This window comes from Sinorhizobium medicae, from assembly GCF_007827695.1.
In the GTDB taxonomy this organism is placed as follows: domain Bacteria; phylum Pseudomonadota; class Alphaproteobacteria; order Rhizobiales; family Rhizobiaceae; genus Sinorhizobium; species Sinorhizobium medicae.
Genome location: NZ_VITA01000001.1, coordinates 110752 through 124416, shown reverse-complemented (window position 1 = coordinate 124416; position 13665 = coordinate 110752). Strand labels below are relative to the sequence as shown.

Below are 13665 nucleotides of genomic sequence, written 5' to 3'. Positions count from 1 at the left end.
TTGATTCCCCCCGTAGCGGCCAATAGTGGTGATTCCTCCTGGCGAGAGCAAGCAAAGGCTTGCGCTATTCTCGTTTTCATATTCTGACGATTTGCCTGCTTCGTCTGGAGCCGTCCGTCACCCTCACCAACGGAAGGGGTGGCGGCGGAAACAGCGAAGCACAGGCCTGCTTTGGTGCTAGGCTCCCGAGCCCTCCTTAAACCTTGCGCGAAGGATCGTGACCCGCACGGGCGGAGACTCGCGACCGAGGCTTCGGGCAAAGCCTAGAGCCCGACCGCCCCGCGGTCGCGCCCTGCCGCCTAAGAACTATAATGTTCAAAATTATGAACACGAAGCGCCTTTATGACCAAGCAAATGAACAAAACTTGACTTTGCCCCCAGCGCCATGGCACAGTTGTACAAAATTATGGACATGAGACTGCCTTACGTCCATCTGAATGAACAAAAAGGTAACAAAATTGCCCCGCACGAGAAGCTATTCAAGAGTGACCCGCCAGGCACTCACCATGCTCGGAAAGCTGATCCGCATCGGCCGGGCCGAACGCGGCCTGACGGCGCAGGAACTGGCCGACCGTGCCGGCATCAGCCGCACGACCCTTTCCAGCATCGAAAAAGGCGCGCCGGGGCCCGAGATCGGCATCGTCTTCGAAGTCGCCTCACTCGTCGGCGTGCGTCTGTTCGACTATGACGAGCGCACGCTCCAGATGCAAAATGCCCGCCTCGACGAAAAACTGACCCTGCTGCCCAAAAGCGTCCGGCACGCGGTGAAGGAGGTTGATGATGACTTCTAAGGCGGACGCCACCGAAGCCTTTGTCTGGATTTGGCTACCCGGCGCAACAGAACCGGTTGTGGCAGGCCGCCTCTTCCAAGAGGGCGAGCGCCTGCTCTTTAACTACGGCGCCAGCTACCGCGGCCGAAAGTCCGCCATTCCTATCTATGAGCCCGAACTTCCCCTTCAGGAAGGCGCGATTGCGCCCATCAACGGCTTGCAGATGGCGAGCTGCATTCGTGACGGATCGCCCGATGCGTGGGGCCGCCGCGTGATCATCAACAGGCTGACGGGCAAGAAGCCCGACGCTGACGGCGTGCCGGAGATCAGCGAGCTTACCTACCTGCTCCATTCAGGCTCCGACCGGACGGGCGCCCTCGATTTTCAGGCATCGGCGACAGAATATGTCCCCCGCCGTGCCGCGCAGGCATCGCTCGACGAACTCATGGAAGCGGCCGCCCTCGTCGAAAAGGGCGTCCCTTTGACCCCGGCGCTCGCCCAGGCCCTCAACCACGGCACCTCGATCGGCGGCGCGCGCCCCAAGGCGCTGATCAACGACGACACAAAGAAGTTCATCGCTAAATTCTCGGCGAGCAACGACACCTACAGCGTCGTGAAGGCTGAATTCATCGCGATGAGGCTGGCGAGCGCCAGCGGGCTCGACGTGGCATCCGTATCGATAACCCGTGCCGCGCATAAGGACGTGCTGCTGATAGAGCGGTTTGACCGCAGGCACACCAAGGAGGGCTGGACGCGGCAGGCGATGGTCTCGGCGCTGACGATACTGGGCCTTGATGAGATGATGGCCCGCTATGCTTCTTATGAGGATTTGGCGGAGCTGATCCGCCATCGCTTCACTGCCCCCAAGGATACGCTCAAGGAGCTCTACGGGCGTATCTGCTTCAACGTGCTGTGCGGCAACACCGACGACCATGCCCGTAACCACGCGGCATTTTGGGACGGCAAGATGATGACACTGACGCCCGCCTATGACATCTGCCCGCAAAGCCGCACGGGCACCGAAGCCACACAGGCCATGCTGATCAAGGGCGAGGGTCGCGCCAGCACGCTGGCGAATTGCCTTGCGGCCGCGCCGGATTACCACCTGAAAGAGGCGGACGCAACCGCGCTGATCGAACACCAGATCACAACCATCGCCGAACAATGGCAGGCGGTCTGCGCGGAAGCCGAACTGACCCCGGTCGACCGCCAGTTTTTCGCCGGACGCCAGTTTCTCAATAACTACGCCATAGAGGGGCTCGAAGGCCACAAGGCGCTGCACGATGCGTTTGGTGCCGCCCGGAAGGCGCTGATCGCAAGCGGAGACGCCTGAAGATGAGATCACCGCTTCGCCGCCCTGATGCGCGAGAACATCGCGAACGGCCCTGTGCCGTTTCGCCGTGCATATTTACGCGCCGTGATCGATTAGGTTGAAGTTGATGACGGGGAGATCAGAATTCACGGTCGCAAGAGCGAGCTTGAGCGCCTTGTGATGACGAAGAACAGCGTCATCATGGCAGCAGTGCCCAGTTTTGTACGGAAGTGGCGCACCCGACAGGATTCGAACCTGTGACCTTTGGAATCGGAATGCGGCCCTTATACCTTTTCGCCTGCTTCCTCTTGTTTACCTCACTTTGATTTTGATATGCAGATCAAGAGGTAAGCGTTTCCGCAAATTACAACGGTCTTTCCCCAATTTCCGCGAATTTGCTTCCTGCTGCTTCCTATGTGCTTCCTGTAGCGTGTGAGGTGTCCGGAATGGCGAAGCTGACAAAGAAGGTGGTCGACGGCCTTGAGGCCCGCGAGAAGGACTATTTCGAATGGGATGATGAGCTTCCCGGCTTCGGTGTTCGTGTCTGGCCTACCGGGCGCAAAACCTACGTTGCCCAATATCGTGCAGGAAAGCAAACCAGACGCTTCAAGATCGGCGTGCACGGGCCGCTGACAGTCGAAGAGGCCCGCAAGGAAGCGAAAGCCGTCTTGGGTGACGTGGCACGCGGTGAAGATCCTCAGCTCGATCGCGCCACGCGCCGGAAGTCCCTGACGGTCAAAGACCTATGCGAGACCTATTTCGAAGCAGCCGAGAAGGGGCTTATCTTCGGGAAGCGTGGCAAGCCGAAGAAGGCATCGACGCTGTACGTCGACAAGGGGAGGGCAAACCGGCACATCATTCCGCTTCTCGGCAACAAGCTCGTGCAGGACCTTACAGCCGCCGACGCGGTGAAAATGATGCGGGATATCACCACGGGCAAAACCGCGGCGGATGAGAAGACTGGTAAGGTGCGAGGGCGAGCGATCGTAACCGGCGGCGCCGGCACGGCTTCCCAATCAGTGACGCTCCTGAGCGCGATTCTGACTTATGCCGCCTCGGAGGGCATCGTTCCTCACAACGTTGCTCGAGGCATCAAAAAACCCGCCGTGGGCAAGCGTACGAGGCGTTTAGACGCGAAAGAGTACCGGGAGCTAGGCAAGGCCCTAGACGCTGCAGATGACGAGTTATGGCAAGGTATCGTCGGGACAAAGCTGTTCCTGCTTACCGGCTTCAGGCTCAGTGAAATCGCTGGCTTGAAATGGTCAGAGGTCGACGAGCGGGGTAGCTGCTTCCGCCTCGACGATTCAAAAGAGGACGCCTCAATTCGGCCGGTAGGACGGCCAGTTTTCGAGGTTCTCTCGACGGTGCCGAGGCAGGCAGGAAATCCATACGTTCTCCCCGGGCCACGTAGCGAGGAGGGGCATTACACGTCCTTAGATGAGGCTATAGGCCGCCTCACGAAGAAAGCAGGCCTCGCGGGGGTCACTTCTCACACTCTCAGGCACAGCTATGCGTCTGTTGCCGGTGATCTAGGCTTCACCGAAATAACGATCGCCGCCCTCCTGGGCCATTCAGCCGGCAACGTCACGCAACGCTATGTACATCATCTCGACAGCGTGTTGATTGCCGCAGCAAACAAGGTTTCTGGCGAGGTCCACCGAATGATGACCGGGAAAGCCGCCAAGGTCGTTGAGCTGCCGCGGCGGGCTTAGTCTTTCTTCATCTCGTCATCCGGCAAATTTGGGAATGGATCGCCCTCCGGCGGTTCCTCGACTGAAGTCCAGTTAGCGTCATCGAACGGGCTTTCATTCCTGTCGCGCCAGCTATCGAGTTCTATTTCGCGCCAGTAATCTAGGCGCTCCCTGACCATGTCGCTGAATTTAGTGTCAGCTGGGATGCCGCCTTTTGTCCCGATGGCGTCCAATGTCTCTTCGATCTCCGCTATCAGATGCACAACCCCCGAATAGGTGTCTTTCGAGTCCGTAAGCATCGACACCATGGTCGCCAGCTCCTCGAGTCGGTCCTCTAGAGTTACCGGCGCTGGGAACTCTCTTTCGAGGCACCATACGATCGCTTCGTTCATCGACATCCCAGCCCGTTCGGCCTTGTCTTTGATGCGATCGCGCATACCAGGTGGCAGTCGTACTATGAACTGATCGTAGTCGCGGACACGCGCCTTCTTAGCCATCTGACGGTTTTCCCCAAATAATATCACGTGTGCGATATGGCGCTTGACTTAACCATATGTTTACGACTTAATCCAGTTATCGCACAGGTGCGATACAAATATCTGGAAAGGAATTAAAGAATGATGAACGATGAGAAGCCGCGGCTCCGGCGGTCCGAGGTGCCCGAATACATGCTGCGCAAGCACGGCATCCCGGTAGCCCTCGCCACACTCGCAAAGATGGCGACAGTCGGAGGAGGCCCGGCTATGCAGCACGCCGGCCGCATCCCGCTCTATCACGTCAATGATCTCGATGCCTGGGCGGCGGAGCGTCTGTCAAAGCCCGTCCGCTCGACCTCAGAGAGGGCCGCATGAATAAGCCGCTCGACCGTCGGATTTTCCTTGAAGTTTCGCCCTATGAGGCAGATGCGGGCCAACTGATCGGGAAAGACCCTCGTCAAATTCCACTGGCGGAAATTCGCCAGCTGGAAACGCCTGAAAGCCCGATAAAGGCGATACGCGCAAAGTGCTTGGACTGCTGCGGAGGAAACGCCGCGGAAGCTCGCAAGTGCGTGTCGGTAAAATGCGCCCTCTGGCCTTATCGGATGGGAGGCAGCCCCTTCCATGGATCAAGTGCCTCCGCCAGACGTGACGCGGCGATAATCGCAATCCCCAACCAAAAGAACGGCCCGGCGGAAGCGCCAACTTCCCCGAGCCGCGGTTCAATCCCATCCCCATCCAAAGGAACTGAAAAATGAACGATACCAGCAATACCACCACGGCCGGCGCTACACCATCCCAATTCTCCCGGAGGATCGGTGAGGCTCAGGACGTCCTCTGCACTGTCGCATACCTCAACGAAGCTGTGTTTTTGGCCGCCCACGGTCTGATGATGAACGAAACGAATGCTTTTCAGGCGCTGTCCAGCGAGATCGAGGAGAAGCTCAACTTCGTCCGTGAACGCCTCGATGAAATTCGGGAGGAGATGCAATGAGCGCCTCTCAGAACGTGGTCGACATGGACCTGTTTCGGGTTCGTCGAGGTCTCGAAGCAAAGATCGCGGAGTTGATCGATTTGCTCGACCCCATCGATACCGATTGCGACATCGAGGACGGCTTCGACGAAGAGCCAAGCCTTGGATGGACGGCGCCAGAGGCCTCCTACGGTCAATATGGGACTCCGCTCGACGGGGAGCAGGAGGAAGACGATCCGATCGAGCCTAACGGCGATGAGCAGGATCACAACGGAGACGAGGGCGATAACAGCATCGGCCGTCTCGATGGAGGGTCCGGCCTATGAGCCCCCTTACACCTCCCGAGCATGAACATTCCGCCCAGGTCGAGCAGGCTGCCATGTGGCTTGCCGACCAGAATCCCCCACCGCGGCCGATCGTGCCGGCGTTGAAGCAACGGTTCGGACTGACGTGTCTGCAGGCCTGTGAAGCCGCAGCCATGGCCGAGAAGTTCCGGCTGTGCAGAAAGGTCTTCGGATGATCATCGAGGACGATCACTATTCGATACCGCTGCTTCCGCGTGAAATAGCGGAACGGATCAAGGATAAGGCAGAGTGGCCGGGAGATATCCGCGCCAGGTACGAAGCCGCCAGGAAGCAGTGCACGGCTTCAAAAGCTGAATTCGCGACCTGGATCCGCCGCGACCGCGATAGCAGGATGAACCGGACAGCAAAGCAGATCCTCTTGCTGATCCTGGACTGCCTCAACTTTGAAACCGGTCGGTGCGATCCCGGCCACCAGTTCATTGCGGATGAACTCGGGCTGAGTGTCCGTACGGTGGAGCGGACCATCCCTCGCATCGCTGCCTCGGGCTGGCTTGCTATAACCCGTCGCGGAAGAACCACAACCAACTTCTACCGGCTCCGAGTTTCTACATCGAAGGTAGCTGAAATCTTGGATTACGTAGACGGACTGCGGGAGCAGAGGGCGGAAGAGCGAGAGCGAAGACGGCAGTACGGCCAGAGAAGTGACCCGACAAAATTGGCGGATCACTCAGCAAGTGACCCGACATCCGTGCGTAGTCACGACCCGACAAAATTGGCGGATCATGACCCGACAAAAATGGCGGGTAAATCTATGAATAGAACCTTTGAAGACGAACCTCTGAAAGAAGGTTCTTGCTCTGAGAGTAGAGAGGTTACGTATCCGCGAGAAGACATCCCTTCTCAGGAATGTGACTTCGGTATCTGGATCAAAATCCACATCCCCGACCCGACCAAACACCGTGAGGCACTTCGCTTGCTTCGCGAACGGAAGATGACGCCCGAGATCCTTCGGAGGATGGCAGCATGAAGACGCATCAACTCGACCTCTTTGCCTGGGCAGAGACTCGTCCTACAGCGCAGATCATCGACCTGACGCCTATCATCGTTCGGACCATGCCCGACATCGACCCTCGCTATCCCGAGCCGGCCAAGGTCATAGCGCCGGCGGCCTTCCAGCGTGAAAGGAACGTCGCATGATCGACAGCGCACTGGCATGGGCCATCAGCCATGAACCGACACGAGAAGCCTACCGGCGGTCGACCGGCGAGAGCATCGGCCCGGCTCTCGATCGATATGTCGCTTGGCTTCGTGAAAACATCATCGGATGCCCGCCGGGGGGAGTGTCTGAGCCCCTCACAAGCCCGCAAGGGGCCGGCGCTGACAGTCTCTCGCAGAATTAGTTTCTGGATGAGACACGGCATGGTTTCACCTCGACCAGCGAAAACACCCGCGGAACGACAGCGTGACCTTCGCGCCCGACGCCGCGATGACCTGGCGATCTTCCGCTTGAGATTGCCTCGTGAGTTGGTTCGTGACGCGCTGCTCGAAGAAGGCGAAATCGGAGAGTGGGACGACGGCGACGACTCCGCTCTGCAGGAGGCCCTCCATCGGCTGATCCTGCGCACGTTCCGCGATGTCACCCCGTGACGGGTCGAAAGTTGGGGCGGTGGTAAATTGCTTCGAAATCAACGAGAGCAATTTGACCATGGCAACGGCATCCGATCATCCCGTCGATCTTCAGAGCAGCGACTTTGAGACGTTCTTCCGGATCCTCCGCCTGCCGCAACGGCCGGCGGAGATCGCGGCTGCGGCGGAGAAGCTAAAGGCCTCCAAGGTCGAAAGAGATAAGGTGCAAAGCCAGCATCAGGAAGCCGGGAAGCTCTTGGCCAATCAAAGGCTTGGTGAAGCCCCATCCGTCACGCACAGCGACGTGGATGCGCTTGGAGCTCAGATCGCGCCGTAAGCACCCGATTGGCACCGCCTGCCGGATAGCGCCTTGATGACCTAAGACACGTCATTAACGACGTCGTTAGCGACGTGTCTTAGGCGAGGTATGGGATGCGTGTCGAAATTCTTGGTCAGGAACGGCGGCGGCGTTGGGGTGACGCGCAGAAGCTCGACATTGTCATGTCGGTTGGGCTCGACGGTGCGACGGTCACTGAGGTTGCCCATCGGCACGATGTGAGCCGGCAGCAGATTTACGCCTGGCGGCATGAGCTGAAGAAGAAGGGTTTGTTGCCGTCCACGGCAGATACGGTCTTCGTTCCCGTAGACACGGCCGCCCTGCATGGCGCCCCGCTGGTGCGTGAGGAGGTTGCGCGCGGGCCTGCAATGATCGAGTTGCGGTTGAACGATGGGCGCAGTCTTCGCTTCGACAGTGGCGTCGATGCCGCCGTCCTCACTCGGCTCATCCGGGCGGTTGAAGCAGCATGATTGGACCAGGAACCGGTGTTCGAGTGTATCTCGCCTGCGGAGCCACGGACATGCGCAAAGGGGTGGAAGGTTTGGCTGCGCTTGCGCAGGATGTGCTGCGCCAGAAGCCGACGGGAGGTGCAGTCTTCGCGTTTCGAGGACGACGGGGCGATCGTTTGAAACTCCTGTATTTTGATGGCCAGGGCTTCTGCCTGTACTATAAAATTTTGCAGAGGGGGCGTTTTCCATGGCCTTCAGCAGCCGATGGAACGGCCCGGCTGACAACGGCGCAACTGGCCATGCTTTGGGAAGGGATTGATTGGCGACGGCCCAACTGGGGCGCTCCGCCGGCGCGTGTCGGTTGATTTTATCTCACTGAATCTGCTTGTTTTTATGGATACTCGTCCTGACCTATGGTAGTCAGGATCATGTCGAACGCGAGCCAAAATCTTCCCGACGATCCGGCCTTCCTGAAGGCGATGATCGCCGCCTTGCAGGCGGACAACGCGAAGATGTCGGCGACGTTGCAGGCGCACGACCAATTGATCGGGGAACTGCGACTGCGCATCGCCAAGCTGAAGAAACAGGTCTTCGGCAAGTCCTCGGAAAAGATCGAGCGGGAAATCCAGCAGCTGGAACTGGCGCTGGAGGATCTTTTAATCGCCGCAGCGGAAAACAGCACCAAGCCGCTCGATGAGGTCGATGCGGCAGTGCCTGCCGCGCCTGTGGCAAGCACGCCCGAGAAGACCATGCGCCGCCGTCCGCGGGTATCGGAAAAGGCAGCTCGCGAGCGCAAAGAACTCGATCCGGGTACCTGCTGCCCCGATTGCGGCGGTGAATTGCGCCTTGTCGGCGAGGACGCCAGCGAAATCCTCGACATGATCGCTGCGCAGATGAAGGTCATCGAGGTCGCCCGATTGAAGAAGTCCTGCCGTTGCTGCGAGAAGATGGTGCAGTTGCCGGCGCCGAGCCGTCCGATACCGGGCAGCATGGCAGGTGCTGGGCTTCTGGCTTACATTCTGGTCTCGAAGTTCGACGATCACCTGCCTTTGTATCGCCTGAACGAGATCTTCGCCCGCATGGGCGCCGACATTCCGGACAGCACGCTGGTCGATTGGTGCGGCCGCGCCATGCAGGTGCTCCAGCCCCTGATCGAGCGGATCGAGACCGCGATCATGGGCAGTGACCTCCTCCATGCCGACGACACCCCAATCCGGGTGCTGGATCGCTCTCGGCGAGACAAAGGGCTTGGGAAAGGCGTGAAGAAAGGCAGGATCTGGACGTATGTCCGCGATCAGCGTCCCTGGGCGGGCGCGGCTCCACCGGGATCGGTCTACTACTTTGCTCCCGACTGGAAGGAAGAGCACGTCCACCATCACCTCAGGCAGACAAGCGGCATCCTTCAAGCTGACGGCTACAAAGGCTACGGGAAGCTTTATGAGCCAGGAGCGGACGGCATAGGCCGCTTCCGGGAAGCGGCCTGCTGGGCGCATTGGCGACGTGACTTTCATGATATCTGGACCTCGAACAAATCCGAGATCGCGCGCGAGGCTCTCGACCGTATCGGCGCGCTTTACGACATCGAGCGCGACATTGCAGGCCAGCCTGCCGATATCCGCCTTGCTGCTCGTCAGAAGCACAGCAAAGCAAAGGTCGAAGCCTTGCGCGTCTGGGCTGAAGCGCAACTGACCCGTATTCCGGGCAAGGGCGATCTGGCGAGCGCCTTCCGTTACGGCCTGAGCCGCTGGCACTCGTTCTGCCTATTCCTCGAAGACGGTCGCGTCGCCATGGATAACAACGCCGCCGAACGGGCCCTGCGTCCAATTGGAATCGGAAGAAAAAATTGGCTCTTCGCTGGCGCTGACACCGGCGCGGAGACCCTGGCGCGTGCCATGACGATCATCGAGACGGCCAAGATGAACGGCATCGATCCGCAGGCCTATCTGGCCGACGTGCTCGACCGCATTCACGATCACAAGATCAATAGGCTCGACGAACTGCTCCCGTGGAACTGGGCACCTGGGGCAATCATCTGCGCCGAGGCCGCCTGATGGCCACCGTCACCCATGTCTTCACCATCAACCATGTCGCCGAAATGCTCGGCGAAGACCGGGAACTCCTCGAGACGATCGTCAGCAATTCTGACAATTTGACCTATGGAAGTATCATCAGCGTCGTACACGGTGACGATGAGACAATCACCGCACTGAACGACGATGGCATCGATGAGCTGAGGCAAATGCTTGCCGATGCGCGCCGTTCGCCTGAAGCCTGGAACGACTTCCTCGACTGCTTCGTCGACGACGAAGAAGTCATCGCTCGCGTCAAGACGAAATCTCCGCGGTAACAATCGGCCGGTTACATCGCGCCCGCAATCGCAGCAGAGGAAACAGCGCAGGCCGAATTCGACCGCCTGTTGTCGGAATACAGCTCCAACATCGTCACCGGCCTTCAGGACCCGTTGCAGCGCTACCAAGAAGCTATTCAGGCAAAGATCGAGGAACTGACCATGGTTCTCTCGCTCGGCGCCGTGCTTCACACCGAGAGCGTTGCTGCAAAAGTAAGGCTTCCGAGCAAAGTGCCGGCGCTGTGTTCTCACGTGATGGGCCAGCTTGCGGCCGCGCGCACGATCCTCAACTCGGCGAATAGGTGAGAAATGGCGAAGCGAACGCCGGCCTCAGAAACCGCCTTCCTCCAAGCCGTTGATCGGCGTGCCGAGGCAACCATCAGGGCGGCGGGCTTTACCGAGATGCGTCTCAAATCGGCGCCATCCATGGAGTTTATGATCCGTCACTGCTCGGGAATTCTGGAAGCGACAATTCAGGCGCTCGCTGCTCGGGACGCTCAGATCGCCGATCTCACAAAAAGGCTCGATGCCCTGGAGGCCGGTGGCATCAAATATTGCGGCGTTTGGCAGCGCGCGGCATCTTACGCCAAAGGCTCGATTGTGACCGATGGCGGGAGTGCCTGGGTTGCACTGAAAAACACGGAAGATGGCGACAAACCAGGTGATGCGAGTTCATGGCAGCTGATGGTCAAAGCCGGTCGCAATGGGCGGGATGTGCCTGCGCCCTGAAAGTAAGCCACACCCCAGTTATTGGCGACAAATGACCCCGCTTGGATTACTGTCGATGATTGAAACTCAGACGAAGTTTTGAGATATTTCCAAATTGTGTTCCCAATTTGCGGGTCGAAGCAGATGATCAGGGGGCTCTGCTGCATATACTTTCTCGCGGGGACTATTGTAGCCGCCGCAGGACATTCGTACGCTCAAAACTCATCTCACTCTCCGGCCGCTGGAGCTTTTGTTGGCGGAGCAGCAAAGCAGCTGCTCGAGCACGGTTCCAAGCTGGATCCTGGCAAATATCCTTCCCGATCTATCCAGCACGCATTGCGAACCCTTGGTCTTTACAGGGGCGAAATTGATGGCGTTTTAGGCGCTGAAAGTGCTGCGGCAATCCGACGATTTCAGAGATCCATAGGAAAGCCAGTCACCGGAATACTGACACACGAGGAGGCGGAGGCACTCATCCTCAGGGCTAGTACCGATGTAAAAATGACCTCGCATCCCAGTACGACGGGCGCGACGGGCGGGACTGCGACAGCGTCGTATACCGGCAGCGAGATTTATGCGTCGCGTCTGTTTGCCGGCCCAGACGACTATCCTCCGACGAACTTCGCGGCATATGGAATCTTAGCCTTCAAATCACGTGCCTCCCATTTTGACCGCGACCGGCAGGTGATGATTTGTGAAGCGTACGTGAATTCAATCAGGCCATTTGATCAGATTGGTAAGCCAGTTGCCGAGCAGATGGCGACGGTTTGGCCTGTAGCATCCAGGGAAACGGCGCTCCTGCTGTCAAAGACACCTGAGCGTCAAACTTGCGGAATTGCCGTCGATCAATATGGCAGTCTGGCAGCAGACAAAGCCCTGCGGGATGCCGTCGCCGCGGGGGTGGATTTGGATGGTTTGGGGCCTTACCTCCTCGCGTGGTCCCCACCGAGAAAGAAGGGGCAACCGGATGCAATCGTCCTCGTTGCAGATCTCTCTGATGTTAAAGACTACGAGACCGCCCTTTCTGTAATGTTCTCGTGGGTGGAAGACATCGAACGGGATCCGAAGCTTTGGAGTAATGGTTGGTCCGTAGAAGCCCTTCGCCTAAAGGCACAGAAGTGGTTCGACCGGCGAGGAGCTCAGCTCCTGTTGGTAATTGGCGATTAGGTTCAAGAGAAAGCCAACGATTTTGACTGAGATTTTTCTACGGTGGGGTGTGCCGATATTATCCGGGTTCCTGCTGGGTCTCCTCGCCATTGCTTGGATCGACCCACAGACCTCCGGCGGATCGATTCTGATCCTCGTCACCTTCATATCCATCTCTGTTGTTACCTCTGCATTTGGCACGGCCCTGCGGGTCCTCTTCCGGGGCTATCCTCGGCCAAAAACCAAGTCTGCTCCTCCGCCGGTCCAACCTGCGCAACCGCTTGCATCGACACTCCCGGTGATATCCGCTCCTGCAGCAGCGCCAACTTCAGCAACACCTGCGGTGAACGAAACCTCTGGCGACGCGAAGCCTGGTAACGGCGCCTGATTTGCAATTCCCCTTGTATTCGCTCGTCGTCGTAGTCCCTTCGTACGCGTCACGTCGTGACGATTGGCAACGTCCTCGCGTGATAGTTTCCGATGATCAGACAACGCAGATGACGGTAACGCCGATGATCGATGTCGAGGCCTATCTCTGTGAGGACAGCCAGACGGTTATGCTTTCCGCTTATAGAGGAGAGGAGCTGATCAGCACCGAATACCAGTCTTTGCCGCTGCCTATCACCGAGGAAACCTTCGAGTCCTTACGATCGGAATGGGAGCGTGCCTGGGAGGAAACGAGTGCCTAAGATCAAGATGATCAAGCCGCTGGTCGGCACGCTCAAGCCTTTGATCGGCAGATCACCTAGCGACGAGAAAGCTCGGCACAGCGAGCGCGACCAGAACCAGCCCTGGCGCGCCTGGTATTATAGCCGGCGCTGGAAGGCGCTTCGAAAGGCTGTGTGGGTGCGCGATTTATATACCTGCCAGAAGACGGGCACGCTGTGCATTGCTCGATACCCGGCAGGCAACAGCCCAGTAGCTGACCACATCATCCCACATCGTGGTGATCCGGATCTTTTCTGGGACATCAACAACGTCCAGACGGTCAGCAAGGAATACCACGACAGCGAGAAGCAGCGGCAGGAGCGCGCAGGTAGATGGTGATGAGCTACGAAGAGCAGACCCGATACATCGACGCGGAGATTGACGCAGTCTGCCAACGTCTGATCGGGGAAGGCATGGAGGAGGATCTGATCTTCGCTACCCTTCTGACCCTCGCCGCTTATGGCTTTGCCAACATGCCCGATGCGCCTCCAATGGCTCAGGTGTTCCGAGACACAGCGGACGAACTCGAGGCGGGAGAGTACACCTACCCATCTGACGCCCTTCAATCCCGCCGCGCGCCGCGCTTCACCGTCATCAAGGGAGGGGGGGAGGTCGAGACTTAAAAACCGCCCTCGTCTGTCCACCCGCGCCCAAGGCATGCGCATAATTTTTTTGCCGAAACGAAATTCCCGGCTGAAGCAAAGAAAAGCCGAAAAACCTCGACCCGGCGCATTTTGTTTCCGCCGCTCCTCGCGTCACGGCGTGACGGGCCCCCTGCTTCGCCCATGCTAGTTTGATCCTCAACAGGCTTCGAAAA

Annotated in this window: 22 protein-coding genes; 20 read left to right on the top strand and 2 right to left on the bottom strand. The window is 58.6% G+C overall.

From position 1 onward, the window contains the following. Positions 1-506: 506 nt before the first annotated feature. The 3 genes from FB009_RS00645 (at position 507) to FB009_RS00635 (ending at position 3794) form a co-directional block, all read left to right on the top strand. A complete protein-coding gene (locus FB009_RS00645) occupies positions 507-791 on the top strand; it encodes a helix-turn-helix transcriptional regulator (protein ID WP_024325607.1) in 285 nt (94 codons plus the stop codon). Beyond that, complete coding sequence (locus FB009_RS00640) at positions 781-2103, top strand: type II toxin-antitoxin system HipA family toxin (protein WP_102045241.1); 1323 nt, start codon at positions 781-783, stop codon at positions 2101-2103. The genes FB009_RS00645 and FB009_RS00640 overlap by 11 nt, the downstream gene beginning before the upstream one ends. A gap of 425 nt (positions 2104-2528) precedes the next feature. Continuing rightward, on the top strand, positions 2529-3794 hold the full coding sequence (locus tag FB009_RS00635) for a tyrosine-type recombinase/integrase (protein WP_127625730.1): 1266 nt from the start codon (positions 2529-2531) through the stop codon (positions 3792-3794). Here FB009_RS00635 and FB009_RS00630 read toward each other — a convergent pair. Continuing rightward, positions 3791-4270: an Arc family DNA-binding protein gene (locus FB009_RS00630; RefSeq protein WP_127625731.1), complete on the bottom strand. Its 480-nt coding sequence runs from the start codon at positions 4268-4270 to the stop codon at positions 3791-3793. The genes FB009_RS00635 and FB009_RS00630 overlap by 4 nt on opposite strands. Before the next feature lie 120 nt (positions 4271-4390). Here FB009_RS00630 and FB009_RS00625 point away from each other — a divergent pair, with 120 nt between their 5' ends. The 6 genes from FB009_RS00625 to FB009_RS32590 all read left to right on the top strand — a co-directional run bounded on the left by FB009_RS00625 (position 4391) and on the right by FB009_RS32590 (position 6724). Then, the gene (locus FB009_RS00625; protein WP_234843786.1) at positions 4391-4624 is read left to right on the top strand and encodes a hypothetical protein; all 234 of its coding nucleotides are present in this window, start codon (positions 4391-4393) and stop codon (positions 4622-4624) included. A gap of 379 nt (positions 4625-5003) precedes the next feature. Next, the gene (locus FB009_RS00620) at positions 5004-5243 is read left to right on the top strand and encodes a hypothetical protein (protein WP_127625732.1); all 240 of its coding nucleotides are present in this window, start codon (positions 5004-5006) and stop codon (positions 5241-5243) included. Next, positions 5240-5548 (top strand): hypothetical protein, encoded by a 309-nt coding sequence (locus tag FB009_RS00615; RefSeq protein WP_234843787.1) that lies wholly within the window; start codon positions 5240-5242, stop codon positions 5546-5548. The genes FB009_RS00620 and FB009_RS00615 overlap by 4 nt, the downstream gene beginning before the upstream one ends. Next, positions 5545-5742 carry a hypothetical protein gene (locus FB009_RS00610; protein ID WP_127625733.1) on the top strand — a complete coding sequence of 66 codons (198 nt, stop codon included), beginning with the start codon at positions 5545-5547 and terminating at the stop codon, positions 5740-5742. Before FB009_RS00615 ends, FB009_RS00610 begins: the two co-directional genes overlap by 4 nt. Beyond that, a complete protein-coding gene (locus FB009_RS00605) occupies positions 5739-6554 on the top strand; it encodes a hypothetical protein (protein WP_127625734.1) in 816 nt (271 codons plus the stop codon). The genes FB009_RS00610 and FB009_RS00605 overlap by 4 nt, the downstream gene beginning before the upstream one ends. Further along, the gene (locus tag FB009_RS32590) at positions 6551-6724 is read left to right on the top strand and encodes a hypothetical protein (RefSeq protein ID WP_153321061.1); all 174 of its coding nucleotides are present in this window, start codon (positions 6551-6553) and stop codon (positions 6722-6724) included. Before FB009_RS00605 ends, FB009_RS32590 begins: the two co-directional genes overlap by 4 nt. A gap of 228 nt (positions 6725-6952) precedes the next feature. Here the strand turns inward: FB009_RS32590 and FB009_RS00595 are convergent, their stop codons facing one another. After that, positions 6953-7234, bottom strand: a complete 282-nt coding sequence (locus tag FB009_RS00595; RefSeq protein ID WP_127625736.1) for a hypothetical protein — start codon at positions 7232-7234, stop codon at positions 6953-6955. Here FB009_RS00595 and FB009_RS32585 point away from each other — a divergent pair. The 11 genes from FB009_RS32585 (at position 7233) to FB009_RS00535 (ending at position 13471) form a co-directional block, all read left to right on the top strand. After that, positions 7233-7490, top strand: coding sequence for a hypothetical protein (locus tag FB009_RS32585; protein WP_164855705.1), 258 nt, complete (start codon positions 7233-7235; stop codon positions 7488-7490). The genes FB009_RS00595 and FB009_RS32585 overlap by 2 nt on opposite strands. Before the next feature lie 95 nt (positions 7491-7585). After that, a complete protein-coding gene (gene tnpA / locus FB009_RS00585) occupies positions 7586-7960 on the top strand; it encodes an IS66-like element accessory protein TnpA (RefSeq protein ID WP_164829051.1) in 375 nt (124 codons plus the stop codon). Next, positions 7957-8304, top strand: coding sequence for an IS66 family insertion sequence element accessory protein TnpB (gene tnpB / locus FB009_RS00580; protein ID WP_102903080.1), 348 nt, complete (start codon positions 7957-7959; stop codon positions 8302-8304). Before tnpA ends, tnpB begins: the two co-directional genes overlap by 4 nt. A 63-nt stretch (positions 8305-8367) precedes the next feature. Then, the gene (gene tnpC, locus FB009_RS00575; protein ID WP_164855704.1) at positions 8368-9990 is read left to right on the top strand and encodes an IS66 family transposase; all 1623 of its coding nucleotides are present in this window, start codon (positions 8368-8370) and stop codon (positions 9988-9990) included. Then, on the top strand, positions 9990-10286 hold the full coding sequence (locus FB009_RS00570; RefSeq protein WP_145161397.1) for a hypothetical protein: 297 nt from the start codon (positions 9990-9992) through the stop codon (positions 10284-10286). The genes tnpC and FB009_RS00570 overlap by 1 nt, the downstream gene beginning before the upstream one ends. Positions 10287-10355: 69 nt before the next feature. Continuing rightward, positions 10356-10592, top strand: a complete 237-nt coding sequence (locus FB009_RS00565) for a hypothetical protein (protein ID WP_127625740.1) — start codon at positions 10356-10358, stop codon at positions 10590-10592. Positions 10593-10595: 3 nt separating this feature from the next. After that, on the top strand, positions 10596-11015 hold the full coding sequence (locus tag FB009_RS00560) for a transposase (RefSeq protein WP_127625741.1): 420 nt from the start codon (positions 10596-10598) through the stop codon (positions 11013-11015). A gap of 123 nt (positions 11016-11138) precedes the next feature. Next, a complete protein-coding gene (locus tag FB009_RS00555; RefSeq protein WP_127625742.1) occupies positions 11139-12161 on the top strand; it encodes a peptidoglycan-binding domain-containing protein in 1023 nt (340 codons plus the stop codon). A 476-nt stretch (positions 12162-12637) separates the two neighbouring features. After that, complete coding sequence (locus FB009_RS00545) at positions 12638-12829, top strand: hypothetical protein (protein WP_127625743.1); 192 nt, start codon at positions 12638-12640, stop codon at positions 12827-12829. Beyond that, positions 12822-13187 (top strand): HNH endonuclease, encoded by a 366-nt coding sequence (locus tag FB009_RS00540; RefSeq protein WP_127625744.1) that lies wholly within the window; start codon positions 12822-12824, stop codon positions 13185-13187. Before FB009_RS00545 ends, FB009_RS00540 begins: the two co-directional genes overlap by 8 nt. Then, entirely contained in the window at positions 13181-13471 is a 291-nt protein-coding gene (locus FB009_RS00535; RefSeq protein WP_145161394.1) for a hypothetical protein, read from the top strand. Before FB009_RS00540 ends, FB009_RS00535 begins: the two co-directional genes overlap by 7 nt. The last annotated feature ends 194 nt before the right edge of the window (positions 13472-13665 follow it).

Bases quoted from the DNA above. Each gene is read 5' to 3' on its own strand.
- FB009_RS00645 (WP_024325607.1), top strand. From the start codon at position 507: ATGCTCGGAAAGCTGATCCGCATCGGCCGGGCCGAACGCGGCCTGACG.
- FB009_RS00640 (WP_102045241.1), top strand. From the start codon at position 781: ATGACTTCTAAGGCGGACGCCACCGAAGCCTTTGTCTGGATTTGGCTA.
- FB009_RS00635 (WP_127625730.1), top strand. From the start codon at position 2,529: ATGGCGAAGCTGACAAAGAAGGTGGTCGACGGCCTTGAGGCCCGCGAG.
- FB009_RS00630 (WP_127625731.1), bottom strand. From the start codon at position 4,270: ATGGCTAAGAAGGCGCGTGTCCGCGACTACGATCAGTTCATAGTACGA.
- FB009_RS00625 (WP_234843786.1), top strand. From the start codon at position 4,391: ATGATGAACGATGAGAAGCCGCGGCTCCGGCGGTCCGAGGTGCCCGAA.
- FB009_RS00620 (WP_127625732.1), top strand. From the start codon at position 5,004: ATGAACGATACCAGCAATACCACCACGGCCGGCGCTACACCATCCCAA.
- FB009_RS00615 (WP_234843787.1), top strand. From the start codon at position 5,240: ATGAGCGCCTCTCAGAACGTGGTCGACATGGACCTGTTTCGGGTTCGT.
- FB009_RS00610 (WP_127625733.1), top strand. From the start codon at position 5,545: ATGAGCCCCCTTACACCTCCCGAGCATGAACATTCCGCCCAGGTCGAG.
- FB009_RS00605 (WP_127625734.1), top strand. From the start codon at position 5,739: ATGATCATCGAGGACGATCACTATTCGATACCGCTGCTTCCGCGTGAA.
- FB009_RS32590 (WP_153321061.1), top strand. From the start codon at position 6,551: ATGAAGACGCATCAACTCGACCTCTTTGCCTGGGCAGAGACTCGTCCT.
- FB009_RS32585 (WP_164855705.1), top strand. From the start codon at position 7,233: ATGGCAACGGCATCCGATCATCCCGTCGATCTTCAGAGCAGCGACTTT.
- FB009_RS00595 (WP_127625736.1), bottom strand. From the start codon at position 7,234: ATGGTCAAATTGCTCTCGTTGATTTCGAAGCAATTTACCACCGCCCCA.
- tnpA (WP_164829051.1), top strand. From the start codon at position 7,586: ATGCGTGTCGAAATTCTTGGTCAGGAACGGCGGCGGCGTTGGGGTGAC.
- tnpB (WP_102903080.1), top strand. From the start codon at position 7,957: ATGATTGGACCAGGAACCGGTGTTCGAGTGTATCTCGCCTGCGGAGCC.
- tnpC (WP_164855704.1), top strand. From the start codon at position 8,368: ATGTCGAACGCGAGCCAAAATCTTCCCGACGATCCGGCCTTCCTGAAG.
- FB009_RS00570 (WP_145161397.1), top strand. From the start codon at position 9,990: ATGGCCACCGTCACCCATGTCTTCACCATCAACCATGTCGCCGAAATG.
- FB009_RS00560 (WP_127625741.1), top strand. From the start codon at position 10,596: ATGGCGAAGCGAACGCCGGCCTCAGAAACCGCCTTCCTCCAAGCCGTT.
- FB009_RS00555 (WP_127625742.1), top strand. From the start codon at position 11,139: ATGATCAGGGGGCTCTGCTGCATATACTTTCTCGCGGGGACTATTGTA.
- FB009_RS00545 (WP_127625743.1), top strand. From the start codon at position 12,638: ATGACGGTAACGCCGATGATCGATGTCGAGGCCTATCTCTGTGAGGAC.
- FB009_RS00535 (WP_145161394.1), top strand. From the start codon at position 13,181: ATGGTGATGAGCTACGAAGAGCAGACCCGATACATCGACGCGGAGATT.